This is a genomic window from Pseudomonas sp. NPDC089401 (assembly GCF_044749485.1).
In the GTDB taxonomy this organism is placed as follows: Bacteria; Pseudomonadota; Gammaproteobacteria; order Pseudomonadales; family Pseudomonadaceae; genus Aquipseudomonas.
The window spans coordinates 1-26369 of the sequence record NZ_JBIVIA010000001.1; the positions used below are offsets into that span (position 1 = coordinate 1).

The window sequence follows — 26369 nt, forward strand, 5'->3', positions numbered from 1 at the left end:
ACCGCAGTACGCCTTGGCATGCACATCACCGTGGTGATCCTGCGTGACGACGGCTACGGCATGATCCGCTGGAAGCAGGCCAACATGGGCTTCACTGATTTCGGCCTGGACTACGGCAACCCGGACTTCGTCAAGTACGCCGAAGCCTACGGTGCCAACGGCCACCGCGTGGAAAGCGCCGAAGCCTTCCTGCCGCTGCTCGAGCACTGCATCAAGACCCCAGGCGTGCATGTGATCGACTGCCCGGTCGACTACAGCGAGAACGACCGCATCCTCAACAGCGAACTGCGTGAGCGTGCGCTGGCGGTATAAGGCCTGACGGCCAATTCGCGGGTGAACCCGCTCCCACTGGCACCGCACGGCTTTCGAGCCTTGTGCAAGCCCTGTGGGAGCGGGTTCACCCGCGAATGCTTTCTGCAGATCCTTTCCCCCATGTGCTAGGGTGCACGCAAATCTCCACCCCAGGACACCCGCACATGCTCCCCGCGCTCAGCGACAAAGAACTCGACCGCCTCGAAGACCTGCTGATCACCTACGGCAACGACTATTCGGTGCTCAACCTGGCCGAGCTCAATGGTTTTTTCACCGCCCTGGCCAGCTCGCCCATCAGGATCAACCCTGAGCAATGGCTGCCAGCAGTAGCCGGTGGCAAAGTGCCGAAGTTCAAGAAACCCGCCCATGAAGAGGCCTACACCGCCCTGATGCTGCGCTATGCCTCCCAGGTGGCGGAGCAACTGGCAGACGACCTCGAACACTTCCAGCCGCTTTTCGAGGAGAGCGAGGCCGAGGAAGGGCCGGCAGTCATCATGGAAGAGTGGTGCTTCGGCTACATGCGCGGTACCCAGGTCGCAGAATGGGCAGCACTGCCGCCGGAGCAGGATCACTTGCTCAAGGCCATTTCGCTGCATGGCCTGGAAGACAACTTCGAGCTGCTCGATGCCATGAGTTTCGACGAGTTGCAGGCCTGCGTGCCTCACGTGGTCGAGGCTGCGCGTGGTTTGTACCGCTACCAGAAGCAGCAGCGTCACTGACCGCCGTATTATTTCGCCAGGCGAAATTATGGTTTCCCTGGCGCGCTGATTCTGCTTGCGGGTGAATCAGCGCAGTATGGGCTCCACCCGACACCACCCCGGTGTCACCCAGGAGCCCAGCCCATGATCAAGTTCTACAACTTCCCCAAATCCGGCCACGCCCATCGCATCGAGCTGATGCTGTCGCTGCTGGCGGTGCCGAACGAACAGGTCTTCGTCGACCTGGCCAAGGGCGCACACAAGCAGCCTGAATTCCTCGCCATCAACCCATTCGGCCAGGTGCCGGTGATCGATGACAACGGCACCGTCATTGCCGATTCCAATGCCATCCTTGTCTACCTGGCCAGCACCTACGACAAGGCCGGCAAGTGGCTGCCCCACGACCCGCTGAACGCTGCCCGGGTGCAGCGCTGGCTATCGGTCGCCGCCGGCCCGCTGGCATTCGGCCCTGCCGCTGCGCGCCTGGTCACCGTGTTCGGTGCCTCGTTCAATACCGACGAAGTCATCGGCCGCGCCCACACCCTGCTCAAGGTGATGGACGCCGAACTGGCCAAAACGCCGTTCCTGGCCGGCAGCCAGCCGACCATTGCCGATGTCGCCAACTACGCTTACATCGCCCACGCACCTGAGGGCAATGTCTCGCTGGAACCGTACCCCAACGTGCGTGCCTGGTTGGCGCGGATCGAGGCGTTGCCAGGCTTCGTAGGCATGCCGCGCACGGCCGTGGGCCTGCAAGCCAGCGCCTGAAGCGCACACAACCAGAGGACTGCCGCCATGCAAAGTCTGCCTTCACCCTGGCACGCCGGGGAAAAAATCCTGCAGGAAAAGGTCGGTGTATCGGAGCGTATGGAAGTGTTCGGGCAGAAGGTGATTCGTGACCACATGCCCGACCAGCACCGGCAGTTCTACCAGCAGTTGCCGTTCATCGTCGCGGGCGCCGTGGATGCGCACGGCAAGCCCTGGGCGACTTTGCTCGAAGGGCCTGAAGGTTTCATCCGCTCGCCCGACCCTCGGCAATTGCTGATCGATACCCGGCTCCCCGACGCTGACCCGGCGTCGACTGGGCTGGCGGCGGGGGAGGCCATCGGCCTGCTCGGCATCGAGCTGCACACGCGCCGCCGCAACCGGATGAACGGGTTGATTCAGCCAACTGCCAGTGGCCAGCTGAGCGTGTCGGTGCAGCAGTCCTTCGGCAACTGCCCGCAGTACATCCAGCTGCGGCAGTACCGTCGCGTCGACGAACCCACTCAAGGGCGGTTCGATGCCCAAGGGCTCGATGAGCAGACTGCCGAGATGATCGCGCAGGCCGACACCTTCTTCGTCGCCAGCTACATCGATCACCCGGATGGCGAGCGTGCGGTGGATGTTTCCCATCGTGGCGGCCGCCCTGGTTTCATAAGGGTAGAGGGCAACCGCCTGACCATTCCCGACTATGCCGGCAACCTGCACTTCAACACCCTGGGCAACCTGCTGGAGAACCCGCAGGCGGGGTTGCTGTTCGTCGACTTCAGCAACGGCAACGTATTGCAGGTGACGGGGCGTGCCGAGGTGATTCTCGACAGCCCGCTGATCCAGGCTTTCGAGGGCGCCGAGCGGTTGTGGACGCTGGACATCGAGCAGGTGGTGCTGCGCCGCGCTGCATTATCGCTGCGCTGGGCCTTCAATGAATTTGCGCCCACCAGCCTTGCGACCGGCACCTGGGCCGAGGCCGAACAGCGCCTGCAGCAGCGTCAGCGGCAACGGCAGTGGCAGGCCTGGCGGGTCGAGCGGGTGGAGCAGGAGAGCCGCGATATCCGCTCGTTCTACCTGGCGGCGGACACCTCGGTGAGTTTCACCCCAGGGCAGCACATTCCCGTGCGCATCCCGCTGGGTGACGGGGCGCCGCTGATTCGCACCTACAGCCTGTCCAGCGCGCCGGCGGATGGCTACCTGCGCATCAGTGTGAAGGCCCAGGGCCCGGCGTCGCGCTACCTGCACGAACAGGTGAGGGTGGGCGACATGCTCGACGTGCGCTTGCCCATGGGCAGTTTCACCCTCGATCACGAGAGCAGCCGGCCTTTGGTGCTGATTGGCGCGGGGGTGGGCATCACGCCGCTGATCGCGATGTTGCGCGAGCAGCTGGCAACAGGGCCGCAGCGGCCCATTCACCTGTTCCATGGCGCACGCAGCCTGGCTGACCTGCCGTTCCAGCAAGAGTTGCAGGCCTTGCGCATGCAGGCCGGTGAGCAGCTTCGCGTGCACCGTTGCCTGAGCCAACCGGAAGCCGATGCCCTGCCGGGCGGTGACTACGAGCATGCCGGGCGCCTGGGCATCGAACAGGTCAAGGCAGCGCTGGCCCTGGGCGACTATGACTTCTACCTGTGCGGCCCGGCGAGTTTCACCCAGGACCTGTACGAAGGGCTGCGTGCAGTACATGTACCAGATGCACGGATCCACGCCGAAGCGTTCGGGCCGTCGACGCTCAGGCGCCATGACGATGATGACCGGCCCACCCTGCAACAGCCACCGGCGGCGACCGAACCGGTACCGGTGTACTTCGCCAGTTCGGCCAAGGAGGCGCGCTGGGCGCCCGGTGCCGGCACCTTGCTGGAACTGGCCGAGGCGCGCGGGTTGGCGCCGGAGTTCAGTTGCCGGGGTGGGTCGTGCGGGACCTGCAAGACCAAGGTGGTGAGTGGGGCGGTGCATTACCCCAATCCGCCGGCGGAGATGCCCGAGCAGGGGACGGCATTGATCTGTTGTGCGGTGCCGGCGCAGGCGCAGGCGTTGGTTCTGGAGTTGTGAGGTCACCTGTGCCGGCCTCTTCGCGGGTAAACCCGCTCCCACAGGTACTGCATGATTTTCAAATCAGTGCGATCCCTGTGGGAGCGGGTTTACCCGCGAAGAGGCCGGCACAGGCAATGCAAATAGTCGATAATCCCCACCTCCCAGCCCGCCCAGGAATCCGCATGGACCAGATCCACCTGATGAAGGTGTTCGTCGCCGTCGGCGAGCTGGAAAGCTTCGCCGCCGCCGCCCGCCGCCTGGACATCTCCCCCGCAGCCGTGACCCGCGCCGTCACCGCGCTGGAAGAGCAGCTCGGGGTCAAGCTGCTGCTGCGCACCACCCGCAGCGTGCGCCTGACCGAAGCCGGCGGCCGCTACCTGGAAGACACCCGGCTGATCCTTGCCAGCATCAATGAGGCCAACGCCGCCGCCGCCGGCATCAACGCCACCCCCAGGGGCGAGCTGGCCGTGACCGCGCCGATCCTGTTCGGCAGGAAGTTCGTCATGCCGTGCATCGTGCGCTACCTGCAGCAGTACCCCGAGGTGGACGTATCGGCCTACTTCCTCGACCGCATCGTCAACATGGTCGAGGAGGGCATGGACGTGGCGGTGCGCATCGGCCCGCTGCCCGATTCCGGGCTCAAGGCCCTGCGGGTGGGCCGGGTACGGCGCATGCTGTGCGCCTCGCCCGAGTACCTGGCCCGGCATGGCGTGCCCCAGCACCCCTCGGACCTGCATGCCCATGCAGTGATCGCCACCACCAACCTGTCGCCGCGGGCCGGCTGGCGCTTTGGCGTGACCGACGAACCGACCCTGGTGCGCATGAAGCCGCGGCTGACGGTGACCAGCAACGATGGTGCGATCGCCGCCGCCATCGGCGGGTTGGGGATTGCCCGGTTGCTGTCGTACCAGGTGGTCGACGAGATCGCCAGCGGGCAGTTGCAGGTGATCCTGGCCGATTACGAGGAGGCGCCGTGGCCGATCCATGTGCTGCACCGCGAGAGCAAGTACGGCTCGGCCAAGGTGCGGGCGTTCATCGACCTGTTGGCGCAGGACCTGCGGGCCAGGCAATTGGATTGATCTCCGAGGTCGTACAACGCGACTGAATTCCCACCCAGCATAAGTACCGCTCGCCCATTTTCATGGGCGTTACCAATAGTTGTTGTACGACGACCTATCACGTGGCACTCTTCGCTTGAAACAATTTGTCTCATTTGGCCCTGCCGGCCCCTGGGACGCCTCACCCGTATCTCTAAAAATAAAATTCAGGTGAATCATGAAGATCAAAGGCATCCGCTGGTGGATGGTCAGCCTGGTCACGGCCGGACTCGTCGTCAACTACCTCGCCCGCAACACCCTGTCGGTGGCAGCCCCCACGCTGATGACCGACCTCTCCATCACCACCGAGCAATACGCCAAGATCGTCGCCACCTGGCAGATCTGCTACGCGCTCATGCAGCCGATCGCCGGCTGGCTCATCGATTTCATCGGTACCAAGCTTGGCTTTGCCGTGTTCGCCCTGGCCTGGTCGCTGGCCTGTGCCGGCGCGGCCTTGGCCAGCGGCTGGCAGAGCATGGCGTTCATGCGCGGGCTGCTGGGCATGACCGAAGCCGCCGGCTTGCCGGCCGGGGTCAAGGCCACCACCGAATGGTTCCCGGCCAAGGAGCGCTCGGTGGCCATCGGCTGGTTCAATATTGGCTCGTCCCTGGGCGCGCTGCTGGCACCGCCGCTGGTGGTGTGGGCGATCCTGCACAGTGGCTGGCAGCTGGCGTTCGTCATCGTCGGCGTCTCCGGCGTGCTGTGGACCCTGGCGTGGATGCTGCTGTACAAGCATCCGCAGGACCAGAAGCGCCTGAGCGACGAGGAGCGTGACTACATCCTCAGTGGCCAGGAAGCCCACTTCAAGGCCGAAACCCGCGAGAAGGGCGCCTGGAAGCGCATCTTCAAGACCCGCAACTTCTACGCCATCGCCTCGGCGCGGATTCTCTCGGAGCCGGCCTGGCAGACCTTCAACGCCTGGATTCCCCTGTACCTGATGACCGAGCGGCACATGAACATCAAGGAGGTGGCGATGTTCGCCTGGCTGCCGTTCCTCGCCGCCGACATCGGCTGCGTGCTTGGCGGCTACCTGAGCCCGATGTTCCACCGCTACTGCAAGGTGTCGCTGTTCACCTCGCGCAAGCTGGTGCTGGTGTTCGGCGCCAGCTGCATGATCGGCCCGGCCTGCATCGGCCTGGTCGAAAGCCCTTACACGGCGATCCTGCTGCTGTGCATTGGCGGCTTTGCCCACCAGACCTTGTCCGGGGCGCTGTACGCGATCACCTCGGATTCGTTCAGCAAGGACCAGGTGGCAACCGCCACCGGCATGGGCGGGATGTGTGGCTACCTGGGCGCGGCGCTGTTCACCCTGGTGTTCGGCATCCTGGTCACGCAGATCGGCTACAGCCCGCTGTTCGTGGTGCTGGCGGCGTTCGACATCGTCGCGGCGGTGCTGGTGTGGAAGGTCGCGCGCGAAGTGCAGGGGGCTGTTTCGCCAAGGCCGCTGGCTGCATCGACCGAGGCCATGGCGTAAGGCTTGAGCTGTTGGGGCTGCAAAGCAGCCCCTGTTTCAGGCAGCGCCGTGCAGAGCCTGGTACTGCAGCTTGAAGCCCAGGCTCATGGCCTCACCCTGTTCCAGCAACTGCAGCCCCGGCCGCCCCGGCAAGTGATGGGCATTGATCGGATGGCTCACCGGCTCGAAGCAGAAGAACGGCTGCTGCTCCGGGCAGAACAGCAGGAAATGCCCGGCACCGCTGGCGCTGCATAGCAGCCGATACCCCGCCCCCGGTTGCTCGATCACGCAGTCGCCGGACCATTCGCCGAACGCATGATCGACTGCCTTGGCCGGGAGTGCCCGAGCCGTGGCGAAGTCCCAGTGCTCCGGTACTTCAGCTTGCCACGACGGCAAGGCACCCTCCTGCGCCAGCCACACGCTACGCGCTTGCGCATGCAGGCGAGTATCGGCATGGCGTGGAAAATAGGGATGCAGCCCCAGCCCATACCACGTGGCTGCGGCCTCCTGATGCGTCACCTGCAGGTCCAGGCTCAGGCAGCCCTCGTACAGGTGAACATCGAGCGTCGCCCGGTAGGCGAACGGCACGCTGCTGTCGAGGCTCAGGCGCACCCGGCGCTCGCTGTGCTGTTCCACTGCCCAGGGCTGTTGCCAGGCGCTGCCATGGATCGGGTAGGGGTCGTGCTCGGTGTTCGCTGCCAGGGCCAGCCAGCCGTCGGGACGCTGAAAGCCACCTTCGGCGACACGGTTGGACCACGGCGCCAGTGGGTAGCAGCCCAGTCGGCGTGGGCTGCCGCTGGCCAGCGCGGCGCCGTCGGCAGGGCGCAGCAGCGCCTGGCCGGTGGCCTTGGCCTGCCAGTTGACCAGGCTGGCGCCGATGCCCGGTGCCAGGGTCAGGTGGGTCAGGCGGTCTTGCAGGTGCAGCAGGGGCTGGCTCATCAGGGTCTCCGGTAGGTCAGCAGGACGATGCCGCACACCACCACGGCGCCGCCGATCAATTGCACGCCACTGAGCTGCTGGTCGAGCAAGGCCCAGCCGAGCAGCAGGGTGGCGATCGGTTCGACGTTCATCACCGGCGCGTTCTGCGCCATGTTCAGCCGTGGCACGCAGACGAACAGCAAGGTAAAGGCGATGCCGTACAGCACCACCAGGCTCGCCAGCGCCAGCCAGCCGCTGCTGCTGCCCGGCAACGACAGCCCGGCAGGCATCGCCCCGCTGACGCCCGCCAGCAGCATGCTGGCGAACACGATGAGCAAGGTCAGCAGGCTGCGCACCGGGCCGCGTACGGCCGCCAGCTTGTGGTCGGTGATCCACAACGCGCAGGCGAACACGCAGGCGGCGCAGAACGCCAGGGCCACGCCGGTGGCCCAGTGCGGGTTGGCGTCGTGGTTGCCGCTCAGGTGGGCCGGCACGTCCAGGGCCAGCACCAGGCCGCAGAGGATCAGGCCCATGAACAGCACCGTGCGCCCGCTCGGGCGGGCACCGCCCAGCGCCCAGGTGAGCAGCGCCAGCAGCATCGGGAAGGTGTTGCCCACCAGCAGCGCCAGGGCCACCGGGATACGCGCGACGGCCGAGTACAGGCAGAGGCTCTGGGTGGCGATCAGCAGGCCAAGCAGCAGTTGCCAGCGGCGGGTGCCGGTTGGCAGGGACAGCGGCTGGCGCTGCCACAGGACCAGGCTGGCCAGCACCAGGAAGGTGATGCCCGAGCGGCAGAGGATCGCCAGCAGTACGCCGGTGTCGTCGTCGAAGGCGATGCGCGCGGCGATGTGGTTGCCGGCGAACGAGCAGGCCAGCAGGGCCAGCAGGGCGACGGCGAGTTTGCGCGGGAAGAGGGGAGCGGTAGAGGAGGCGACAGCCATGTGCATTATCCATTCGCGGGGAGAACCTGGGGCTCTGTAGGAGCGGCCTTGTGTCGCGAAAGGGCTGCGAAGCAGCCCCCAGGGTTCGGCATCACGGCTGACATCGAGGGGCCGCTTCGCAGCCCTTTCGCGACACAAGGCCGCTCCTACTGGCGGCTCCAGTGTGATTACAGGACGACGCTCGGCAGCCACAGCGAAATGGCCGGAATGTAGGTCACCGCCATCAGCACCAGGAACAGCGCCAGGTAGAACGGCAGCAGCGCCTTCACCGTGGCCTCGATGCTGACCTTGCCGATCGCCGAGCCGACGAACAGCACCGCCCCCACCGGAGGCGTGATCAGGCCTATCCCGAGGTTGACCAGCATGATCATGCCGAAGTGCACCGGGTCCACGCCGATGCCGGTGATCACCGGCAACAGGATCGGCGTGAGGATCAGGATCAGCGGCGCCATGTCCATCACCGTGCCCAGCAGCAGGAGCATGAAGTTGATGCACATGAGGATCACATAGCGGTTGTCCGACAGGGTCAGGAACGCCGTGGTGATCTTCGACGGGATCTGCATCAGGGTCATCACGTAGCCGAAGCTGGCGGCGAAGCCGATCAGGATCATCACGATCGAGATGGTCCGCACCGTGCGGTGCATCAGCTTGGGCAGGTCGCGCCACTTGTAGTCGCGGTAGATGAACATGGTCACGAAGAACGACCACACCACCGCCACTGCGGCCGACTCGGTGGCGGTGAACACGCCGGAAAGAATGCCGCCGAGGATGATCACCATGGCCATCAGGCCCCACAGCGCCTCACCAGCGATCTTCAGCGCCTGGCGCAGCGGGATCACCTCGCCCTTGGGGTAGTCGCGCTTCTTCGCGAAGATCAGGCACAGGCCCATCATCACCGCGCTCAGCAGCAGCCCGGGCATCACCCCGGCCATGAACAGCGAGGCGATCGACACCGTGCCGCCGGCTGCCAGCGAGTACAGCACCGAGTTGTGGCTGGGCGGAGTCAGCAGCGCCTGCACCGAGCCGCTGACGGTCACGGCGGTGGAGAACTCGCGCGGGTAGCCCTTGCGCTCCATCTCCGGGATCAGCACCGAGCCCACCGAGGCGGTGTCGGCCACCGACGAGCCGGAAATCGCGCCGAAGAAGGTCGAGGCCATGATGTTGACCAGCGACAGCCCGCCGCGCACGAAGCCCACCAGCACCCCGGCGAACGCCACCAGGCGCCGCGACATGCCGCCCTCGGCCATGATCGCGCCGGCCAGCACGAAGAACGGAATGGCCAGCAGCGAGAACTTGTTAACCCCGCTGGCGACCTGGATCATCATCGCCTGCAGCGGGATGTCGATGTACCAGGCGCCGATCAGCGCCGACAGGCCCAGGGCATAGGCCACCGGCATGCCCAGCAGGATCAGGGCGATGAAACTGCCCAACAGAATGAACGCATCCATTACGCCGCCCCCTCGTTTTCTTCCACCAGGTCGAACCGCACCACCCTGCGTTGGCTCTGGTCGCCGAACAGGAGTTTTTCCAGCACGAAGATCAGCGTCAGCACGCCGCCGAGCGGGATCGGCGCATAGCTCAGACCCACCCGCACGCTGGGCAGCGAGGCCATGAACTGGTTCCAGGTGGTGACGCAGAGCTTGTAGCCGTACCAGGTCATGAACACGCAGACCACCACCATCAGCAGCTGGGTCAGCACGTTCACCAGCCGGCGGGTGTTCTCCGGCAGGCGGTCGGTGATCATCGCCACCGCCATGTGCGCGCCGGCACGGTAGCTGGCGGCGGCGCCGATGAAGGTGAACAGCACCATCAGCAGGATCGACACCGGCTCCGGCCAGCTGGAGCCGGTGCCGAGCACGTAGCGGGCGAAGATGCCCCAGGGGATGATCAGCGACATGGTCAGGATCGACAGGCCGGCGACCCATATACAGGCGCGGTACAGCGTGTCGTTGACGCGCAGGAAGAGCATTTTCATAGGCATCACCAAAGCGGCAGGGTGGCGGGCGCCACACTGCCGAGGTCGTCTTGGAAAAGGGCCGGGGTTACTGGACCGCGTCGATACGCTTCATCAGGTCGGCGTACTGCGCGCCGTACTTCTCGCGCACCGGGGCGGTGGCGTCATAGAACGGCTTGGTGTCGATGGCGATGAACTCGACGCCGGCGGCCTTGAGCTTCTCTTCGCTGGCCGTGGACTTGGCGTCCCACAGCGCACGCTCTTCCATCTGCGCCTCGCGGGCGACTTTCTTCACCAGCGCCTGCTGGTCGGGGGTGAGCTTGTTCCAGGTGGTCTTGGACATCACCACCGGCTCCGGCAGGATCAGGTGGTGGGTCTGGGTGAAGTACTTGGCGCTCTGGTAATGGTTGTGCTCGAGCAGGGTCGGCGGGTTGTTTTCGGCGCCGTCGATCACCCCGGTCTGCAGGGCGCTGAAGATCTCGCCGGTGTCCATGGCGATACCGTTGCCGCCCATGGCGTTCATCATGTCGATGAACAGCGGGTTGCCCTGCACGCGGATCTTCATGCCCTTGAGGTCTTCGATGCTGCGCACCGGCTTCTTGGTGTAGAGGCTGCGCGAGCCGCCGTCCATCCAGGCCAGGGCCACCAGGTTGAATTCGGAGTTGGTGATCTTGTCGAGGATCTCCTGGCCGATGTCACCGTCGATGATCTTGCGCATGTGCGCATGGTCGCGGAACACGAACGGCATGTTGAACACGTTCACGTCCGGCACCACCGGGCCGACGATGCCGAGGCTGACCCGGGTCATCTGCACGGCGCCGATCTGCGCCTGTTCGATCACTTCCTTCTCCGAGCCGAGCACGCCGCCGGCGAACATCTTGAAGGTGATTTCGCCATTGCTGGCCTGTTCGAGCTTCTTGCCCATGTTCTGTTCGGCGACCACGGTCGGGTAGCCGGCCGGGTGGATCTCGGCGAACTTGATGTCCAGCGCCGAGGCCGGCATCGACAGGCTGAAAGCGAACGGGAGTACGGCAAGAAGCAGCTTGCGTTTGAAGGTCATGGTGAAACTCCGTGTTTTTTATTATCTGGTTTCGCGCGTGAGTGTCGGGTGCAGCGGTGTTGCTTCAGCTTCGCCAGGCCGGCTCCTCCAGGCCTTGGACGCCCGGGCGCAGGGCGAACACACCGCCGGCCAGGGGCTGGTCGGCGAGGTCGACGCCGCCGGGGCGGATCGAGGTGACGAACAGGGTGTCGAGGTTGGCGCCACCGAAGGCGCACATGGCCGGCTTCTTCACCGGCACGCTGAGCGAGCGGTCGAGGCGCCCGTCCGGGGTGAAGCGGTGGACCTGCCCGGCGTCGTTGCCGCAGATCCAGTAGCAGCCGTCCGCGTCGATGGCGGCGCCGTCGGGGCGGCCGGGGTAGCCGCGCATGTCGACGAACACGCGCTGGTTGTACGGCGTGCCGCTGTCGGTGTCGTAGTCGAAGGCCCAGATCTTCTGCACGTTGGGGTGCGAGTCGGACAGGTACATGCGCCTGCCGTCGGGGCTGAAGGCCAGGCCGTTGGGCACGATCATCTCTTTGAGCTGCTGGTGCAGGGCACCTTCGCCATCGACCCGGTACAGCCCGCCGACATGGGCGCCTTGCTGCATGTCCATGAGCATGCTGCCGGCCCAGAAACGCCCCTGGCGGTCGCAGCGGCCGTCGTTGAAACGCATGCCGGGCTGGGCATGTTCGACGCTGGCGAACAGGCGGCTGTCGAGGCGGCCATCGGCCTTGGGCGTGAGCTGGAAGATGCCGCTCTGCATGCCCGCGACCCAGCCCTGGGGGCTGCGGGCGATGCAGGCGAGCATCTCGTCGGCCTGCCACAGCTGGTGCGTGCCGTCCTGCCAGCGGTGCAGCTGGCGGGCCGGGATGTCGACCCAGTACAGGGCCTGTTCGGTGGGGTGCCACACTGGGCTTTCGCCCGTGCCGTTGCGGGCGTCGACGATCAGTTCGCAGTGCATGCTGGAGCCTCCTGGCAGAGCGTGGAATCAGCTGAATGGGCCCGCAGCGACGAAGGCGCCGCCCTGGTACAGCATGCTCGGGTCATCGGCGGCGGGCGCCGGCTTGGCTTCCACGCGGGCGCGGAACACCTCCGAGCTATCCTTGGGCTGGTAGCCCAGGTGCTCGGCATGGCGGTTGTCCCACCACACCGTGCGGTTGTCGGAGGCGCCGTAGACCACGGTGTGGCCGACATCGGGGGTGAACAGGCCGCGCTCGACCAGTTGGGTGAGGTCGTCGTAGCTGAGCCAGGTGCAGAGCATGCGCGGGTTCTGCGGTTCGTCGAACGACGAGCCGATGCGGATGCTGACGGTCTCGATGCCGTAGCGGTCGAAGTAGAAGCTGGCGACATCCTCGCCATAGCACTTGGACAGGCCGTAGTAGCTGTCGGGGCGGCGCGGGGCGTGGGCGTCGATGCGCTGGTCCTGGCCGTAGAAACCGATCACGTGGTTGGAGCTGGCGAAGATGATGCGCTTGACCCCGTGCTTGCGCGCAGCCTCGTAGATGTGGAACACGCCGCAGATGTTGGGGCCGAGGATGTCCTCGAACGCATGCTCGGTGGACACGCCGCCGAAATGGACGATGGCATCGACCCCTTCGACCAGAGCATGGACCGCAGCCTTGTCGGCCAGGTCGCAGGGGATCACTTCTTCATGGGGCCCGCTGGCCGGGGCCATCGGGGCGATGTCGGAAAGGCGCAGGACCTCGGCGCAGCCGCTGAGGCGTTGGCGAAGGATTTTGCCCAGGCCGCCTGCGGCTCCGGTGAGCAGCAGGCGCTTGAAGGGGGTGGTGGTCATGGCGGCTCTACTTGTGATTGTTGTAAGTTGTCGTATGACTAGCCTGATTATCGGCAGCGGTTTCCGGGGTTGTCAATGCTGCCGGTGTGGCTTTTACCGGCCTCTTCGCGGGTAAACCCGCTCCTACAGGTACAGCGTTGCCCGCAGGCACTGCGCGATCCCTGTGGGAGCGGCTTCAGCCGCGAACACGGGCGAAGCCCGTGCCATGCGATCACAGCAGGGAAAGGGGATAGTTAAAGATCAACCTGTTCTCATCGAACTCGTTGTTGCTGTAATCCCGGCGAATGCTCGAGTTGCGCCACTTCACGCTCAAGTCCTTGAACGGCCCGCTCTGGATCACATAGGCCAGCTCCGACTCGCGCACCCATTCCTTGCCATCGGTCACCGCCCCGCTGTGCACGTCGCGTCCGCTGATATAGCGGTTCATCACGGTCAGCCCCGGTACCCCGAGGGTGACGAAGTTGAAGTCGTGGCGCACCTGCCAGGAGCGTTCGTTGGCATTGTCGAAGCTCGAGTTGTAGCTGTCGTTGGCCAGGGTCCCGCCGCTGGTGCCGTTGACCCGCATCCAGGTGTCGCCGTCGACCTTCTGCAGCCCGACCCAGAAGGTGTTGCCGCCGTACTTGGCCGAGAACATCCCCGACCAGGTCTTGTTGTCCAGCTTGCCGGCCCGCTCGGAGCCGTCTTCGCCGCCCTGGAAGTAGCCCAGGTTGGCGCCGAAGGTCCAGTTGCCCAGCGGCTGGCTGTGGGTCAGTTGCAGGTACTGCTGTTCGTAGACGTCCTTGAGCACCGCGTTCCACAGGCCGACCAGGGTCCGGTCCTGGTTGAACTTGTACTCGCCACCGACGAAGTTGAAGCGATCCGACACGCCCCCGCCGTAGCTCATGTCTTCCATGCTCGCATCGTTGCGCGGGCTGTTGCCGCGGAACTGGCCGCCGTACAGGGTCAACCCGGCAATCTCGCTGGAAGTGACCTGGCCGCCGCGGAAGGTCTGCGGCAGCGAGCGGCCGTCGTCCGAGCGCAGGATCGGCAGCACCACCATCCACTCGCCAACCTTCAGTTCGGTCTTGGAGATCCGCGCCTTGCCCGCCACCGCCAGGCGCCCGTAGTCATCCGCAGGCCTGCCATCGTCATGCCGCGGCAGCAGCGCCGTGCCGTAGGTGCCGCCGCCGCCATCGAGCTTGACCGACCACAGCCCCAGCACGTCCACGCCAAAGCCCACCGGCCCCTCGGTAAAGCCGGAGCGGGCGTCGAGGATGAAGCTCTGGGTCCATTCCTCGGCCTTGCTCTGCGGGTTACTGGGGTTGGTGAAATTGCGGTTGATGTAGAAGTTGCGCAGGCCGAGCACGGCCTTGCTGTCGTCGAGGAAGCCTTCGGCCTGGCTGATGGCCGGGACACCGGCAAGCAGGCCGGCACCGAACAGCGCGAAGGGGAGAGCCTTGTGGCGTTTTTTCGACATGGGAGTCCATCCGCTATGTTGTTTTTGTTATGTGTTGTCGTACAACTTTGGCGATTTTTATCAAGTGCACAATCCGCTGTCAACGCTCAGAAACGCAATAGTTTTGCTGGGTCAAGTGAAATTTTAGCAGCGAGCGCTCTAGCTCACGTTCTACGGAATGGCAGAAGTCATACTATGACGTGGGTGGCCATTGTTGCGTTTACGGCAATGGACTCGCATTGCTGCGACAGTTAGTCGCAGAATCATTTCGTAATACTATTCTTCGTCTCTGAATGGCTAATCGATTCAGTCCCATGGAAACGGAGAATTCACCCATGAGCACTCTCGGTGCTTCGCAACACTCACCCTTGCTGCCCAGGCTGCTAGGCGCGCTTTTTCTGCTGATGGGCCTGGCCCTTGTGGCCGGCGGCATCAAACTGATGGGCCTGGGCGGCTCGCTGTATTACCTGTTGGCCGGCATCGGCATCCTGATCACCGGCGGCCTGCTGCTGGCCGTGCGCCGCGAGGCACTGAGCGTGTATGGCCTGGTGCTGCTGCTGAGCACCCTGTGGTCACTGATGGAAGTGGGCCTGGACTGGTGGCAGCTGGTGCCGCGCCTGGCCCTGTGGTTCGTCCTCGGCCTGGTGCTGCTGTTGCCCTGGCTGCGCAGGCCGCTGACCCTGGGCGAGCCCTATCCGCTGGGTACCGGTGTGCTGGGCGTGGGCGTGGCAGCGGCGGGGCTGATGGCCCTGGCCAGCCAGTTCACCCACCCCAACACCCTGGTCGGCCGCCTCGATCGCGACACGGCGGGCACCAGCAACACCGCGCCACAGATGCCCGACGGCGACTGGCAGGCCTACGGCCGCAGCGAGTTCGGCGACCGCTATTCGCCGCTCAAGCAGATCACCCCGGAGAACGTCGGCAAGCTCAAGCTGGCCTGGACCTACCGCACCGGAGACATCCCAGGCCCCAACGACCCGGGCGAGACCACCGCGGAAAACACCCCGCTCAAGGTCAACGGCAAGCTCTACGTGTGCACCCCGCACAGCCAGGTGATCGCCCTGGACCCGGACAGCGGCAAGGAACTGTGGCGCTTCGACCCCAAGCTCAGCACCCAGAACGCCGCCAACTTCAAGGGCTGGGCGCACATGACCTGCCGCGGCGTGGCCTACTACGACACGGCCAGGCCGCAAGCCAGCACGGCTGCCAGCCCCGCTGAAGGCCAGGCTTGCGCCAAGCGGGTCTACGTGCCCACCGCCGACACCCGGCTGATCGCCCTGGACGCCGACACCGGCAAGCAGTGCGCAGGCTTCGGCGACAACGGCCAGGTCGACCTGACCCGCAACATCGGCACCTTTACCGCCGGTGGCTACTACTCCACCTCGCCACCCACCGTCGCCGGCGGCCTGCTGATCCTCGGCGGGCATGTCACCGACAACGTCTCCACCGACGAGCCGTCCGGCGTGGTCCGTGCCTACGACGCGATCACCGGCAAGCTGGTGTGGAACTGGGACAGCGGCAAGCCCGACGCCACCGCGCCGATCGCCGACGGCCAGTTCTACACCCGCAACTCGCCGAACGTGTGGTCGGTGATCAGCGCCGACGAAAAACTCGGCCTGCTGTACCTGCCCATGGGCAACCAGATGCCCGACCAGTGGGGCGGCAATCGCACGCCGGAAGCCGAGAAGTTCAGTGCCGGCCTGGTGGCCCTGGACATCGCCAGCGGCAAGGTGCGCTGGAACTACCAGTTCACCCACCACGACCTGTGGGACATGGACGTCGGCGGCCAGCCAAGCCTGGTCGACATCAAGACCGCCGATGGCGTGAAGCCTGCGGTGATGGCGTCGACCAAGCAGGGCAGCATCTACGTGCTCGATCGCAGCAACGGCCAGCCGCTGGTGCCGATCCGCGAAACGCCGGTGCCGCAAGGTGCCGTGGAGGGCGACCACACCGCGCCGACCCAGCCGATGTCCGAGCTCAATTTCATGCCGCCGACCCTGCACGAGCGCGACATGTGGGGCGTGACGCCATTCGATCAACTGCTGTGCCGCATCGATTTCCGTTCGCTGCGCTATGACGGCATCTACACCCCGCCGTCGTTGCAGGGCTCGCTGGTGTATCCGGGCAACTTCGGGGTGTTCGACTGGGGTGGTATTTCGGTCGACCCGGTGCGCCAGATCGCCTTCGTCAACCCCAGCTACATGGCCTTCAAGTCGCAGTTGGTTCCGGCCTCGAAGATCGCCGGCCAGCCGGCGCGCAAGAGCGAGACCGAAGGCATCCAGCCGAACAAGGGCGCGCCGTACGGGGTGATCATGGGCGCCTTCCTGTCGCCGCTGGGCCTGCCGTGCCAGGCGCCGTCGTGGGGCTACGTGGCGGCCGTGGACCTGACCACCCACAAGGTGATCTGGAAGCACAAGAACGGCACCGTGCGTGACAGCTCGCCGCTGCCGATCCCGCTGACCATGGGCGTGCCGAGCCTGGGCGGGAGCTTCACCACGGGCAGCGGCCTGGCCTTCCTCAGCGGCACCCTCGACCAGTACCTGCGCGCCTATGACGTGCGTGACGGCAAGGTGCTGTGGGAAGGGCGCCTGCCGGCAGGCGCGCAGACCACGCCGATGACCTACACCGGCAAGGACGGGCGCCAGTATGTGCTGGTGATGGCTGGCGGGCATGGCTCGCTGGGGACCCGGCAAGGGGACTATGTGATGGCGTTTGCCTTGCCTGAGTAAATTTCCTTCTAGATCCATTCGCGGGTAAACCCGCTCCCACAGGTACTGCACCGCCCCTGAGGACAGTGCAGATCCCTGTGGGAGCGGGTTTACCCGCGAATGGGCCATGGAAAATTACTTGCCCAGCAAAATCCCTATATATGGGATTGTATTTTACATATTGGAATTTCCCGCTCCCCAGGTTTATAGTCGCCCTCACTCACTGCCAAAAACACAACAGGTGAAGGATGCAGGCGCAACTGATCGCGCTCGACTGGGGAACCACCTCCCTTCGTGCTTACAAACTCGCCGCCCACGGCCAGGTGCTGGAAGTGCGCACGCTGCCTTGCGGCATCATGCAACTGCCCCGGGCACCCCGCCTGATCAAGGGCCAACCCTGCAGCGACGGTTTCGAACTGGCCTTCGACGAGGCCTGCGGCGACTGGCTCGACGCCCAGCCAGGCCTGCCGGTCATCGCCTGCGGCATGGTCGGCAGCGCCCAGGGCTGGCGCGAAGCGGCCTACCGCGACACCCCGGCCAACGTCGCCAGCCTCGGTGCTTCCCTGCAGACCGTGCGCAGCCAGCGGGGCGTCGAGGTGCACATCGTCCCCGGCGTGATCCAGCGTTCGCGGCTGCCCAATGTCATGCGTGGCGAAGAGACCCAGGTACTCGGCGCGCTGCCCGGCCTGGCCTGCGATGACCTGCTGATCGGCCTGCCCGGCAGCCACTCGAAATGGGTCCAGGTGGCCGATGGCTGCATCGTCCAGTTCGACACCTTCATGACCGGCGAGGTGTTCGCCGTGCTCAGCGACCACAGCATCCTTGGCCGCACCCAGCAGCGTGGCGGCGCGTTCGATGCGCCGGCCTTCGACCGCGGTGTGCAGGTGGCACTGTCCGCCGAGGGCGAGGCCGGTCCGCTGTCGACCCTGTTCAGCGCCCGCAGCCTGGGCCTGACCGGCGAGCTGAGCGCCAGCGCCCAGCCCGACTACCTCTCCGGCCTGCTGATCGGCCACGAACTGGCGGCCCTGGCCAAGGTACAGCACCAGCGCCGCGGCAGCGTGCACCTGCCGGCCATCCTGCTGATCGGCAACGGCCCGCTCTGCACCCGTTACAGCCGTGCCCTGCAAGCCTGCGGCTTCAGCCATGTGAGCGTGGCCGAGCAGGCCACCGAACGCGGCCTGTGGCAGCTGGCGCTGGCCGCCGGCCTTATTCATTGATCCTGAAGGGAGCCCGACATGCTCGAACAAGCACTGGCACACAACGGCCTGATCGCGATCCTGCGCGGGTTGCAGCCCCATGAGGCCGCCGCGATTGGCGAAGTTCTCTACGGCGCCGGTTTTCGCCTCATCGAAGTGCCGCTCAACTCGCCCGAGCCCTACGAAAGCATCCGTATCCTGCGCAGCACCTTGCCTGCCGATTGCCTGATCGGCGCGGGCACCGTGCTGAACCCGGCACAGGTTGCCCAGGTGCAGGCGGCGGGCGGCCAGCTGATCGTCATGCCCCACAGCGACCCGCAGGTGCTGCGTGCGGCCAAGGCGGCGGGCCTGTACCTGGCGCCAGGCGTCGCCACACCGACCGAAGCCTTCGCCGCCCTGGCCGAAGGCGCCGACGTGCTCAAGCTGTTTCCGGCCGAGCAGATGGGCCCGGCGGTGGTCAAGGCCTGGCTCGCCGTGCTGCCCGCCGGCACTGTGCTGGCGCCGGTCGGCGGCATCACCCCCGACAACCTGCAGGCATTCTTCGACGCTGGTGCCAGGGGCTTCGGCCTCGGCTCCGGCCTGTACAAGCCGGGCATGGCACCCGAGCAGGTCGCGGCCACTGCCAAGGCTTACGTGACCGCCTGGCAAGCCCTGCGCTGAGCCCTTTCCCTTTCTGCGCTGCAATCAACAAGAGAGACAAGCAGATGAAAATCACCAAGCTGACCACCTTCATCGTTCCACCACGCTGGTGCTTCCTCAAGGTCGAGACCGACCAGGGCGTCACCGGCTGGGGCGAACCCGTGGTCGAAGGCCGCGCCCACACCGTGGCCGCTGCTGTCGAGGAGCTTTCCGACTACCTGATCGGCAAGGACCCACGCAATATCGAGGACATCTGGACCGTGCTGTACCGCGGCGGCTTCTACCGTGGCGGGGCGATCCACATGAGCGCCCTGGCCGGCATCGACCAGGCCCTGTGGGACATCAAGGGCAAGGCGCTGGGCGTGTCGGTCAGCGACCTGCTCGGCGGCCAGGTGCGCGACAAGATCCGCGTGTACTCGTGGATCGGTGGCGACCGCCCGGCCGACACCGCCCGCGCCGCGAAAGAGGCGGTGGCCCGCGGCTTCACCGCGGTGAAGATGAACGGCACCGAAGAGCTGCAGTTCCTCGACACCTTCGACAAGGTCGACCAGGCCCTGGCCAACGTTGCCGCCGTGCGCGATGCGGTGGGCCCGAACGTCGGCATCGGCGTCGACTTCCATGGCCGGGTGCACAAGCCCATGGCCAAGGTGCTGATGAAGGAGCTCGACCCGTTCAAGCTGATGTTCATCGAAGAGCCGGTGCTCAGCGAAAACTACGAGGCGCTGAAAGAGCTGGCGCCGCTGACCAGCACACCCATCGCCCTGGGCGAGCGGCTGTTCTCGCGCTGGGACTTCAAGCGCGTGCTCAGCGAGGGCTACGTCGACATCATCCAGCCGGATGCCTCCCATGCCGGCGGCATCACCGAAACCCGCAAGATCGCCAACATGGCCGAGGCCTACGACGTCGCCCTGGCGCTGCATTGCCCGTTGGGCCCGATCGCCCTGGCGGCGTGCCTGCAGCTCGACGCCGCCTGCTACAACGCCTTCATCCAGGAGCAAAGCCTGGGCATCCATTACAACGAGAGCAACGACCTGCTCGACTACGTGCGTGACCCGGGCGTGTTCGACTACCAGCAGGGCATGGTGAAGATCCCCAATGGCCCGGGCCTGGGCATCGAGATCAACGAGGAATACGTCATCGAGCGCGCCGCCGTCGGCCACCGCTGGCGCAACCCGGTGTGGCGCCATGCCGACGGCAGCTTCGCCGAATGGTGATGCCATCGTTCTGAATAGAAGCGTTGAAACGACCTCAATAACCATAAGAAGAGGCACTTCCCATGCTCCCGCACACCCTCACCGGGCAGGCCACCCTGGTGGCGCCCAGCCGCAAGCGTTTTTTCATCATGGTGCTGCTGTTCATCACCGTGGTGATCAACTACCTGGACCGCAGCAACCTGTCGATCGCCGCACCGGCCTTGACCAGCGAACTGGGCATCGACCCGATCCACGTAGGTCTAGTGTTCTCGGCGTTCGGCTGGACCTACGCGGCCATGCAGATCCCTGGTGGCTGGCTGGTCGACCGGGTGCCGCCGCGCATCCTCTACAGCGTGGCGCTGGTGCTGTGGTCGCTGGCCACGGTGATGCTCGGCTTTGCCGCCAGCTTCATCGCGCTGTTCGTGCTGCGCATGGCGGTTGGCGCGCTGGAAGCCCCGGCATACCCGATCAACAGCCGCGTGGTCACCACCTGGTTCCCCGAGCGCGAGCGGGCCACGGCCATCGGCTTCTACACCTCCGGGCAGTTCGTCGGCCTGGCCTTCCTGACCCCGGTGCTGGCCTGGCTGCAGCATCAATTCGGCTGGCACATGGTGTTCGTGGTCACCGGTGCGGTGGGTATTCTCTGGGGCGTGATCTGGTACGCGGTGTATCGCGAGCCGCGTGATTTCAAGGGCGCCAACCTCGCCGAGATCGAGCTGATCCGCGAGGGTGGCGGGCTGGTCGACATGCAGCACGAGCAGGCCAAGGTCAAGGCCAGGTTCAGTTGGGCGGACCTGGGCATCGTGCTGAGCAGGCGCAAGCTGTGGGGCATCTACCTCGGCCAGTTCTGCCTGAACTCGACCCTGTGGTTCTTCCTCACCTGGTTCCCCACCTACCTGGTGAAGTACCGCGGCATGGACTTCATCAAGTCCGGGCTGTTGGCCTCGCTGCCGTTCCTCGCGGCCTTCGTCGGCGTGCTGTGCTCGGGCCTGTTCTCCGACTGGCTGATCCGCCGCGGTGCCAGCGTGGGCTTTGCCCGCAAGTTGCCGATCATCAGCGGGCTGCTGATTTCCACCGCGATCATCGGCGCCAACTTCGTCGACTCGACGCCGCTGGTGATTGCCTTCCTGGCGTTGGCGTTCTTCGGCAATGGCCTGGCTTCGATCACCTGGTCGCTGGTCTCGACCCTGGCCCCGGCGCGCCTGCTCGGGCTGACGGGCGGGGTGTTCAACTTCATCGGCAACCTGTCGGCGATCGTCACCCCGATCGTGATCGGCTTCCTCGCCAGCGGCGACTCGTTCGCCCCTGCGATCACCTACATCGCCGTGCTGGCCCTGGCAGGTGCACTGTCTTACATCCTGCTGGTGGGCAAGGTCGAGCGCATCGAGTTGTAGCCGCGCCCTGCGGGCGAACATAATGTCGCCCGCCCACTCGCACACGGTAAAAGGCCGCCCATGCAGGAAGACCCCGCAAAAACCGCCCCCACCGGCACCCAGACCCTGCTGCGCGGCCTGGCCGTGGTGCAGGCCGTGGCCGCCGGCGCGCGTGACCTCAAGGACATCGCCCGGCACATCGGCACCACCCGCAGCACCACCCACCGCCTGGTCAGTTGCCTGGTGGACGAACGCTACCTGCGCGTGGTGCCGCAGGTGGGCTACCTGCTCGGCCCCAAGCTGATCGAGCTCGGCTTCCAGGCCCGCGAGGAACTGCCCCTGGTGACCCTGGCCGGGCCTTACCTCGATGAGTTGTCGGCACTGACCGGCGACACCATCCACCTGGCCATCCGCGAAGGCGACGAGGTGCTGTACCTGCACAAGACGCCTGGGCGCAACGGCCCCGAGATGCGCTCGCGGGTCGGCCACCGCATGCCGCTGGCGCGCACCGGCATCGGCAAGGCGCTGATGCTCGACGACAGCCCGGCCGAGTGGCAGCGGCTGTACGAAAGCAGCTTGCCGGCGGGCGGCAAGAGCGCGTTCTGGCCGCAGCACACCGAGCAGACCTGGGCGCAGTTCGAGCAGCGCATGGTCGAATATGTAGCGGGCGGGTATGCCTTCGACCTGGAGGACAACGAACCGTCGATCCGCTGCGTAGCCGCGCCGGTACGCGATGCCAGCCGGCGGATCGTGGCGGGGATCAGCGTCGCCAGCACGGTGCCGTACATGCCAGAGGAAAAGATGCGCGAGCTGGTGCCGGTGATGAAAGACGTGACGGCACGGCTGTCCGCCGAGCTCGGCCTGAAGCACCCCTGACCAGAGCCTATCGCCGCCCCTGTGGGAGCGGGTAAACCCGCTCCCACAGGATCCCCGTTTGCTGAAGGATCCCGTGATACCTGTAAGTGTTGGCCTTGCCTGCGATGAGCCCATTGCAGGAATAGCGCAAATCCTGTGGGAGCGGGTTTACCCGCGAAGCAAGCAACGCGGTCTATGGCACCGGCTTCGCCGGTGTTCTCGGGGCAAGCTGTCTGCTGAGGGACTGTCTCCCGGATTGGTACTTTTCGGGATACGTTCCTTTACTCATCAACGGCCTCGCCCTCGACCACGTAGACTGGCAAGTCCAGTCCCGGCACACGGCTGCTGAGTGTGCCGTACCCCTCCTGTCGGCGTGGGCGAAGTCTCTGTACTTTTGCGAAATATATCGGTCGATCAATGTTCCTTGATCATGATCGACGAATCGCTGAACATCGCACTGCAACTGCGGAACGACTGACCGGATGAGATCGGGCGTTCCCCCAGCCCGGCAGGGTGTTCGCGCAAGGCGGGCCGAGGCGAGAACCGAAGTGCTGTCCGGATCTGCTTCACTGAATACGATGAAGGCGCCGATGGCGCCTTTTTTCGTTATCTTTAGCCATGCAGAGCCTTGCCTAGCACTGTGGGAGCGGGCTTGCCCGCGAACACCGGCGGAGCCGGTGCCACGCAGGTCCATCATTTCCGGAGAACTGAGAGACAGACAGCAGTTGCGCGATGGCTGAGATAAGCGCATTGTAATGACGAATGTCTTTACTGAGAGGGTCGTCCCATGGCGTCCATCAATATCCGCGTCGATGACGAACTCAAAGCCCGCGCCTATGAGGAGCTCGAACGACTAGGCGTAACGCCGTCTGAACTCATGCGCCAGGCACTGCAGTATGTAGCCGAACGAGGCAAGCTACCTTTTCGACCTGTCCTGATGACCGAGGAAGACGAAGACCTGATCGCGATTGTGAGAGAGCGACTTGCCTCCCCGCAGCGCGTGAGGGTCCAACTGGATGACTTATAGCCTCGACTTCGATTCACGAGCGTTGAAAGAATGGAAGAAGCTGGGTGATACGGTTCGTCAGCAGTTCAAGAAGAAGCTGGCCGAGGTTCTGCTAAACCCGCGAGTTGAGACTAATCGGCTCAGCTCGCTGCCCGATTGCTACAAGATAAAGCTCCGTAGCAGTGGTTACCGCTTGGTCTATCAGGTCATTGATCAAGAGGTGGTGGTGTTTGTGGTAGCCGTTGATCGCCGCGAGCGCGATCAGGTTTATCGGAAGGCGGCCCAGCGACTTTAGTGATTCTTCCAACTGCATTTTCGCCTTTGGGTTCAAACCTATCAGACTCCTCTGCTGGAGGCGTTTTAGGTGCGACTCAGTCCGCCTTCATCAGAAATCTCTCTCGGTCACCGACTTGAGGCGCACTCTGTGCTCAGTGGCGAAGGAGGCAGGCGAAGACATCGGCACATCCTGGAATACCTCGTCGAGCAAGCCCAGATGCCACAGCGCGATCATATAGCTGCGCATCTCTACGCTAGGCGTTCCTGATTCGATTTTGGCGAGCGTCGAGATGGATAACCCGGATTGGGAGGCAAGGTCTTTTTGGCGAATTTTCCACTCAAGGCGCCTTGTTTTGGCCAGAAGCCCTATTTTCATTAGCCTGTCGGCGCATGCCAAAGGAAAAACTGTCATTTTAAGGCCTGCTATAACAGTGCTTATGCGAGATAAAAACTGCTATAGCAGCTCTTACGATTTGGATCGTTTTGGTTTTTTGAGGATTTCTCATCGCCCAGTTCTCATATCCGGCCCGCACGATGAATGGGACCAGATTCGCCGGTGTTTGCAGGTAAGCCTACAAGGGCTGTACCGCTTTCGGGGCTGCGCGGTCTCTGTAGGGGCTAGCGCAGCTCGCGATGGGCTGTAAGGCAGCCCCGGCAATATTCGCTGCGAAGCTGAAAACCTGGGGCCGCTGCGCGGCCCATCGCCAGCTACGCTAGCTCCTACCAGATCGCGCAGGCTATTTAAATTTTGCGCAAGACCGTTGCTCCAGCAGAATCTCGTGTGCGAAAGGTTTTCGTAATTTCTGTAGGTGTTGGCCTTGCCATCGATGAGTCCGTTGCAGGAATAGCCGATCTTTGACTACACGCAGAACCTGTGGGAGCGGGCTTGCCCGCGAAGCAGACAACTCGGTGCCAGGCACCGGCGCTGTTCAGACCCTGTCGCGGTTCCCTGTGGGAGCGGGTTCACCCGCGAACACCGGCGCAGCCGGTGCCATCCAACGCGTCGCCTGCTTCGCGGGTAAACCCGCTCCCACAGGACCTCTACATGTTAGTTACACTCCATGCAACCTGAGCGCCCGCCAGCAAGGTATAGTCCTCGGACTCGCTGACCACGCATCTCCATGACCTCAGTCTGTTGTCAGCTTTCTTAGGGCTGGGTGTCGGGAGCTAAGAAACCTTACACAGCAGGCCGGACGTATTTCCCATACAGATCTTGTATTAGCCCACTCCCGACGTAACAGATTGTTTCATGCGCGCAGTAGTAAACCACAGGCACAAAAATGCCGCATCTGTCGGGAGCTAGTGACCACTGTGTAAAGCGTTTCTTAGGCGCCTAGGTAACCGTAATTGTAACCTTGAACCTAGTCAACAACTGAAGTGTAGGAAGTTCCCCAAGCTACTGTGGTTTCAATGCATTCTTTGCTAGACGCCTTATGGCGGCATCTTGTATTAGCCATTGTGTCATGGCTGTATGAAATGCAAAGCCTATAATAATGAAATCAATTCTGTTGCCATGCTTGCCGAATAATAACTTCTCGTCAGGACTTTTTAAGTTGATAGTAATATAGCGTCTGTCCATGTTGCTAAAGTCCGGAAAGATTTCGGATAGGCCGTTTGCTTTTCTAGCAAGCTCTTTCATATCGCCAGTATTAATTGGGGTTTCGGGAGTGTGGGCGAGCTTGTTTCTTATTATATTAATTTGATGGACAACCCGGGCGATTGGTAGCGGTAAGCCGAAGGCAGTGGCTAGACCCAGCTTTGCACCGAATTCTCGTGGTTCTTTTGCGTATTTTGCAATTTCTCCTTGGCTCATCTCTTTTATATAAAAGCTGACTAGACCTTCGATTATGCCGTGCAATCTTATTACTGTCCCCATCTCATCGTCAGTTTCCGCGGCGGCAATCATTAACGAAATTTTTTCAAAGGGGGTTGTGTCGATGTCTATTATGTATGTGTTTTTTTGTGCGTCCATTCTAGCCTCGAAGATTCTTTAGGCAAAAAAAAGGCTGCTTTTCAGCAGCCCTTTTTTTAATCCCAGCTCAACGCCCCACCAGTCTGATACTCAATCACGCGAGTCTCGAAGAAGTTCTTCTCCTTCTTCAAGTCCATGATCTCGCTCATCCAAGGGAACGGGTTGGTAGTCCCCGGATACTCTTCCTTCAGACCAATCTGGGTCAGACGACGGTTGGCGATGAACTTGAGGTAGTCCTCCATCATCGCCGCGTTCATGCCCAGCACGCCGCGTGGCATGGTGTCGCGGGCGTATTCGATCTCCAGCTGGGTCCCTTGCAGGATCATCTGGGTCGCTTCTTCCTTCATCGCCGCGTCCCACAGGTGCGGGTTCTCGATCTTGATCTGGTTGATCACGTCGATGCCGAAGTTCAGGTGCATCGACTCGTCACGCAGGATGTACTGGAACTGCTCGGCAACGCCGGTCATCTTGTTGCGGCGGCCCATGGACAGGATCTGGGTGAAGCCGCAGTAGAAGAAGATGCCTTCCAGCACGCAGTAGTAGGCGATCAGGTTGCGCAGCAGCTCTTTGTCGGTTTCGACGGTGCCGGTGTTGAATTCCGGGTCGGAGATGGCGCGGGTGTACTTCAGGCCCCAGGCGGCTTTCTTCGCCACCGACGGGATCTCGTGGTACATGTTGAAGATCTCGCCTTCATCCATGCCCAGCGACTCGATGCAGTACTGGTA

The 26369-nt window shown here is 63.9% G+C and carries 25 protein-coding genes; 14 read left to right on the forward strand and 11 right to left on the reverse strand.

Going from position 1 to position 26369, the window contains the following annotated elements; translation table 11 throughout:
- The 6 genes from ACIP21_RS00005 to ACIP21_RS00030 all read left to right on the forward strand — a co-directional run.
- Positions 1-312 (forward strand): thiamine pyrophosphate-dependent enzyme (locus ACIP21_RS00005; RefSeq protein ID WP_400682521.1); only part of this gene is annotated, 312 nt, incomplete at its 5' end.
- 164 nt (positions 313-476) lie between these two features.
- Complete coding sequence (locus tag ACIP21_RS00010) at positions 477-1031, forward strand: UPF0149 family protein (RefSeq protein ID WP_400682524.1); 555 nt, start codon at positions 477-479, stop codon at positions 1029-1031.
- A gap of 123 nt (positions 1032-1154) precedes the next feature.
- Positions 1155-1778 carry a glutathione S-transferase family protein gene (locus tag ACIP21_RS00015; RefSeq protein ID WP_400682527.1) on the forward strand — a complete coding sequence of 208 codons (624 nt, stop codon included), beginning with the start codon at positions 1155-1157 and terminating at the stop codon, positions 1776-1778.
- 27 nt (positions 1779-1805) lie between these two features.
- Positions 1806-3812 carry a pyridoxamine 5'-phosphate oxidase family protein gene (locus ACIP21_RS00020; protein ID WP_400682529.1) on the forward strand — a complete coding sequence of 669 codons (2007 nt, stop codon included), beginning with the start codon at positions 1806-1808 and terminating at the stop codon, positions 3810-3812.
- Between the two features lie 164 nt (positions 3813-3976).
- Positions 3977-4873 (forward strand): LysR family transcriptional regulator, encoded by an 897-nt coding sequence (locus ACIP21_RS00025; protein ID WP_400682531.1) that lies wholly within the window; start codon positions 3977-3979, stop codon positions 4871-4873.
- A gap of 196 nt (positions 4874-5069) precedes the next feature.
- Positions 5070-6365, forward strand: coding sequence for an MFS transporter (locus tag ACIP21_RS00030; protein ID WP_400682533.1), 1296 nt, complete (start codon positions 5070-5072; stop codon positions 6363-6365).
- A 36-nt stretch (positions 6366-6401) separates the two neighbouring features.
- Here the strand turns inward: ACIP21_RS00030 and ACIP21_RS00035 are convergent, their stop codons facing one another.
- The 8 genes from ACIP21_RS00035 to ACIP21_RS00070 form a co-directional block, all read right to left on the reverse strand.
- Positions 6402-7283: an aldose 1-epimerase gene (locus ACIP21_RS00035; RefSeq protein WP_400682536.1), complete on the reverse strand. Its 882-nt coding sequence runs from the start codon at positions 7281-7283 to the stop codon at positions 6402-6404.
- Complete coding sequence (locus tag ACIP21_RS00040; RefSeq protein WP_400682538.1) at positions 7283-8203, reverse strand: EamA family transporter; 921 nt, start codon at positions 8201-8203, stop codon at positions 7283-7285. Before ACIP21_RS00040 ends, ACIP21_RS00035 begins: the two co-directional genes overlap by 1 nt.
- A gap of 167 nt (positions 8204-8370) precedes the next feature.
- Entirely contained in the window at positions 8371-9651 is a 1281-nt protein-coding gene (locus tag ACIP21_RS00045) for a TRAP transporter large permease (RefSeq protein WP_400682540.1), read from the reverse strand.
- A complete protein-coding gene (locus ACIP21_RS00050; RefSeq protein WP_400682542.1) occupies positions 9651-10178 on the reverse strand; it encodes a TRAP transporter small permease in 528 nt (175 codons plus the stop codon). The genes ACIP21_RS00045 and ACIP21_RS00050 overlap by 1 nt, the downstream gene beginning before the upstream one ends.
- Positions 10179-10245: 67 nt before the next feature.
- Positions 10246-11217: a TRAP transporter substrate-binding protein gene (locus ACIP21_RS00055; protein ID WP_400682545.1), complete on the reverse strand. Its 972-nt coding sequence runs from the start codon at positions 11215-11217 to the stop codon at positions 10246-10248.
- 64 nt (positions 11218-11281) lie between these two features.
- Complete coding sequence (locus tag ACIP21_RS00060) at positions 11282-12157, reverse strand: SMP-30/gluconolactonase/LRE family protein (protein ID WP_400682547.1); 876 nt, start codon at positions 12155-12157, stop codon at positions 11282-11284.
- 27 nt (positions 12158-12184) lie between these two features.
- Positions 12185-12991 carry an NAD-dependent epimerase/dehydratase family protein gene (locus ACIP21_RS00065; protein ID WP_400682549.1) on the reverse strand — a complete coding sequence of 269 codons (807 nt, stop codon included), beginning with the start codon at positions 12989-12991 and terminating at the stop codon, positions 12185-12187.
- A gap of 211 nt (positions 12992-13202) precedes the next feature.
- A complete protein-coding gene (locus ACIP21_RS00070) occupies positions 13203-14447 on the reverse strand; it encodes an OprD family porin (protein WP_400682551.1) in 1245 nt (414 codons plus the stop codon).
- A gap of 314 nt (positions 14448-14761) precedes the next feature.
- Between ACIP21_RS00070 and ACIP21_RS00075 the strand changes: the two genes are divergently transcribed.
- From ACIP21_RS00075 to ACIP21_RS00110, 8 genes are all read left to right on the forward strand, one after another.
- A complete protein-coding gene (locus ACIP21_RS00075) occupies positions 14762-17155 on the forward strand; it encodes a glucose/quinate/shikimate family membrane-bound PQQ-dependent dehydrogenase (protein WP_400682554.1) in 2394 nt (797 codons plus the stop codon).
- Between the two features lie 227 nt (positions 17156-17382).
- The gene (locus ACIP21_RS00080; protein ID WP_400682555.1) at positions 17383-18351 is read left to right on the forward strand and encodes a 2-dehydro-3-deoxygalactonokinase; all 969 of its coding nucleotides are present in this window, start codon (positions 17383-17385) and stop codon (positions 18349-18351) included.
- An 18-nt stretch (positions 18352-18369) separates the two neighbouring features.
- Positions 18370-18990 (forward strand): 2-dehydro-3-deoxy-6-phosphogalactonate aldolase, encoded by a 621-nt coding sequence (locus tag ACIP21_RS00085; protein WP_400682556.1) that lies wholly within the window; start codon positions 18370-18372, stop codon positions 18988-18990.
- A 44-nt stretch (positions 18991-19034) separates the two neighbouring features.
- On the forward strand, positions 19035-20183 hold the full coding sequence (gene dgoD / locus ACIP21_RS00090; RefSeq protein ID WP_400682559.1) for a galactonate dehydratase: 1149 nt from the start codon (positions 19035-19037) through the stop codon (positions 20181-20183).
- Positions 20184-20245: 62 nt separating this feature from the next.
- Positions 20246-21556 (forward strand): MFS transporter, encoded by a 1311-nt coding sequence (locus tag ACIP21_RS00095; protein ID WP_400682561.1) that lies wholly within the window; start codon positions 20246-20248, stop codon positions 21554-21556.
- A 60-nt stretch (positions 21557-21616) separates the two neighbouring features.
- Positions 21617-22411, forward strand: a complete 795-nt coding sequence (locus ACIP21_RS00100) for an IclR family transcriptional regulator (protein ID WP_400682564.1) — start codon at positions 21617-21619, stop codon at positions 22409-22411.
- Between the two features lie 766 nt (positions 22412-23177).
- Positions 23178-23417: a type II toxin-antitoxin system RelB/DinJ family antitoxin gene (locus ACIP21_RS00105; RefSeq protein ID WP_400682567.1), complete on the forward strand. Its 240-nt coding sequence runs from the start codon at positions 23178-23180 to the stop codon at positions 23415-23417.
- Positions 23407-23691, forward strand: a complete 285-nt coding sequence (locus tag ACIP21_RS00110) for a type II toxin-antitoxin system RelE/ParE family toxin (RefSeq protein WP_400682569.1) — start codon at positions 23407-23409, stop codon at positions 23689-23691. Before ACIP21_RS00105 ends, ACIP21_RS00110 begins: the two co-directional genes overlap by 11 nt.
- 90 nt (positions 23692-23781) lie before the next feature.
- On the opposite strand, the gene ACIP21_RS00115 is transcribed toward ACIP21_RS00110, so the two are convergent.
- From ACIP21_RS00115 to ACIP21_RS00125, 3 genes are all read right to left on the reverse strand, one after another.
- A complete protein-coding gene (locus ACIP21_RS00115; protein ID WP_400682572.1) occupies positions 23782-24084 on the reverse strand; it encodes a helix-turn-helix domain-containing protein in 303 nt (100 codons plus the stop codon).
- A gap of 984 nt (positions 24085-25068) precedes the next feature.
- Positions 25069-25644 carry a hypothetical protein gene (locus tag ACIP21_RS00120; protein ID WP_400682574.1) on the reverse strand — a complete coding sequence of 192 codons (576 nt, stop codon included), beginning with the start codon at positions 25642-25644 and terminating at the stop codon, positions 25069-25071.
- A gap of 56 nt (positions 25645-25700) precedes the next feature.
- Positions 25701-26369: ribonucleotide-diphosphate reductase subunit beta (locus tag ACIP21_RS00125; protein WP_400682577.1), on the reverse strand; the 669-nt coding region annotated here is incomplete at its 5' end.

Coding starts and splice junctions, on each gene's coding strand:
- ACIP21_RS00010 (WP_400682524.1), top strand. CDS start 477: ATGCTCCCCGCGCTCAGCGACAAAGAACTCGACCGCCTCGAAGACCTG.
- ACIP21_RS00015 (WP_400682527.1), top strand. CDS start 1,155: ATGATCAAGTTCTACAACTTCCCCAAATCCGGCCACGCCCATCGCATC.
- ACIP21_RS00020 (WP_400682529.1), top strand. CDS start 1,806: ATGCAAAGTCTGCCTTCACCCTGGCACGCCGGGGAAAAAATCCTGCAG.
- ACIP21_RS00025 (WP_400682531.1), top strand. CDS start 3,977: ATGGACCAGATCCACCTGATGAAGGTGTTCGTCGCCGTCGGCGAGCTG.
- ACIP21_RS00030 (WP_400682533.1), top strand. CDS start 5,070: ATGAAGATCAAAGGCATCCGCTGGTGGATGGTCAGCCTGGTCACGGCC.
- ACIP21_RS00035 (WP_400682536.1), bottom strand. CDS start 7,283: ATGAGCCAGCCCCTGCTGCACCTGCAAGACCGCCTGACCCACCTGACC.
- ACIP21_RS00040 (WP_400682538.1), bottom strand. CDS start 8,203: ATGGCTGTCGCCTCCTCTACCGCTCCCCTCTTCCCGCGCAAACTCGCC.
- ACIP21_RS00045 (WP_400682540.1), bottom strand. CDS start 9,651: ATGGATGCGTTCATTCTGTTGGGCAGTTTCATCGCCCTGATCCTGCTG.
- ACIP21_RS00050 (WP_400682542.1), bottom strand. CDS start 10,178: ATGAAAATGCTCTTCCTGCGCGTCAACGACACGCTGTACCGCGCCTGT.
- ACIP21_RS00055 (WP_400682545.1), bottom strand. CDS start 11,217: ATGACCTTCAAACGCAAGCTGCTTCTTGCCGTACTCCCGTTCGCTTTC.
- ACIP21_RS00060 (WP_400682547.1), bottom strand. CDS start 12,157: ATGCACTGCGAACTGATCGTCGACGCCCGCAACGGCACGGGCGAAAGC.
- ACIP21_RS00065 (WP_400682549.1), bottom strand. CDS start 12,991: ATGACCACCACCCCCTTCAAGCGCCTGCTGCTCACCGGAGCCGCAGGC.
- ACIP21_RS00070 (WP_400682551.1), bottom strand. CDS start 14,447: ATGTCGAAAAAACGCCACAAGGCTCTCCCCTTCGCGCTGTTCGGTGCC.
- ACIP21_RS00075 (WP_400682554.1), top strand. CDS start 14,762: ATGAGCACTCTCGGTGCTTCGCAACACTCACCCTTGCTGCCCAGGCTG.
- ACIP21_RS00080 (WP_400682555.1), top strand. CDS start 17,383: ATGCAGGCGCAACTGATCGCGCTCGACTGGGGAACCACCTCCCTTCGT.
- ACIP21_RS00085 (WP_400682556.1), top strand. CDS start 18,370: ATGCTCGAACAAGCACTGGCACACAACGGCCTGATCGCGATCCTGCGC.
- dgoD (WP_400682559.1), top strand. CDS start 19,035: ATGAAAATCACCAAGCTGACCACCTTCATCGTTCCACCACGCTGGTGC.
- ACIP21_RS00095 (WP_400682561.1), top strand. CDS start 20,246: ATGCTCCCGCACACCCTCACCGGGCAGGCCACCCTGGTGGCGCCCAGC.
- ACIP21_RS00100 (WP_400682564.1), top strand. CDS start 21,617: ATGCAGGAAGACCCCGCAAAAACCGCCCCCACCGGCACCCAGACCCTG.
- ACIP21_RS00105 (WP_400682567.1), top strand. CDS start 23,178: ATGGCGTCCATCAATATCCGCGTCGATGACGAACTCAAAGCCCGCGCC.
- ACIP21_RS00110 (WP_400682569.1), top strand. CDS start 23,407: ATGACTTATAGCCTCGACTTCGATTCACGAGCGTTGAAAGAATGGAAG.
- ACIP21_RS00115 (WP_400682572.1), bottom strand. CDS start 24,084: ATGACAGTTTTTCCTTTGGCATGCGCCGACAGGCTAATGAAAATAGGG.
- ACIP21_RS00120 (WP_400682574.1), bottom strand. CDS start 25,644: ATGGACGCACAAAAAAACACATACATAATAGACATCGACACAACCCCC.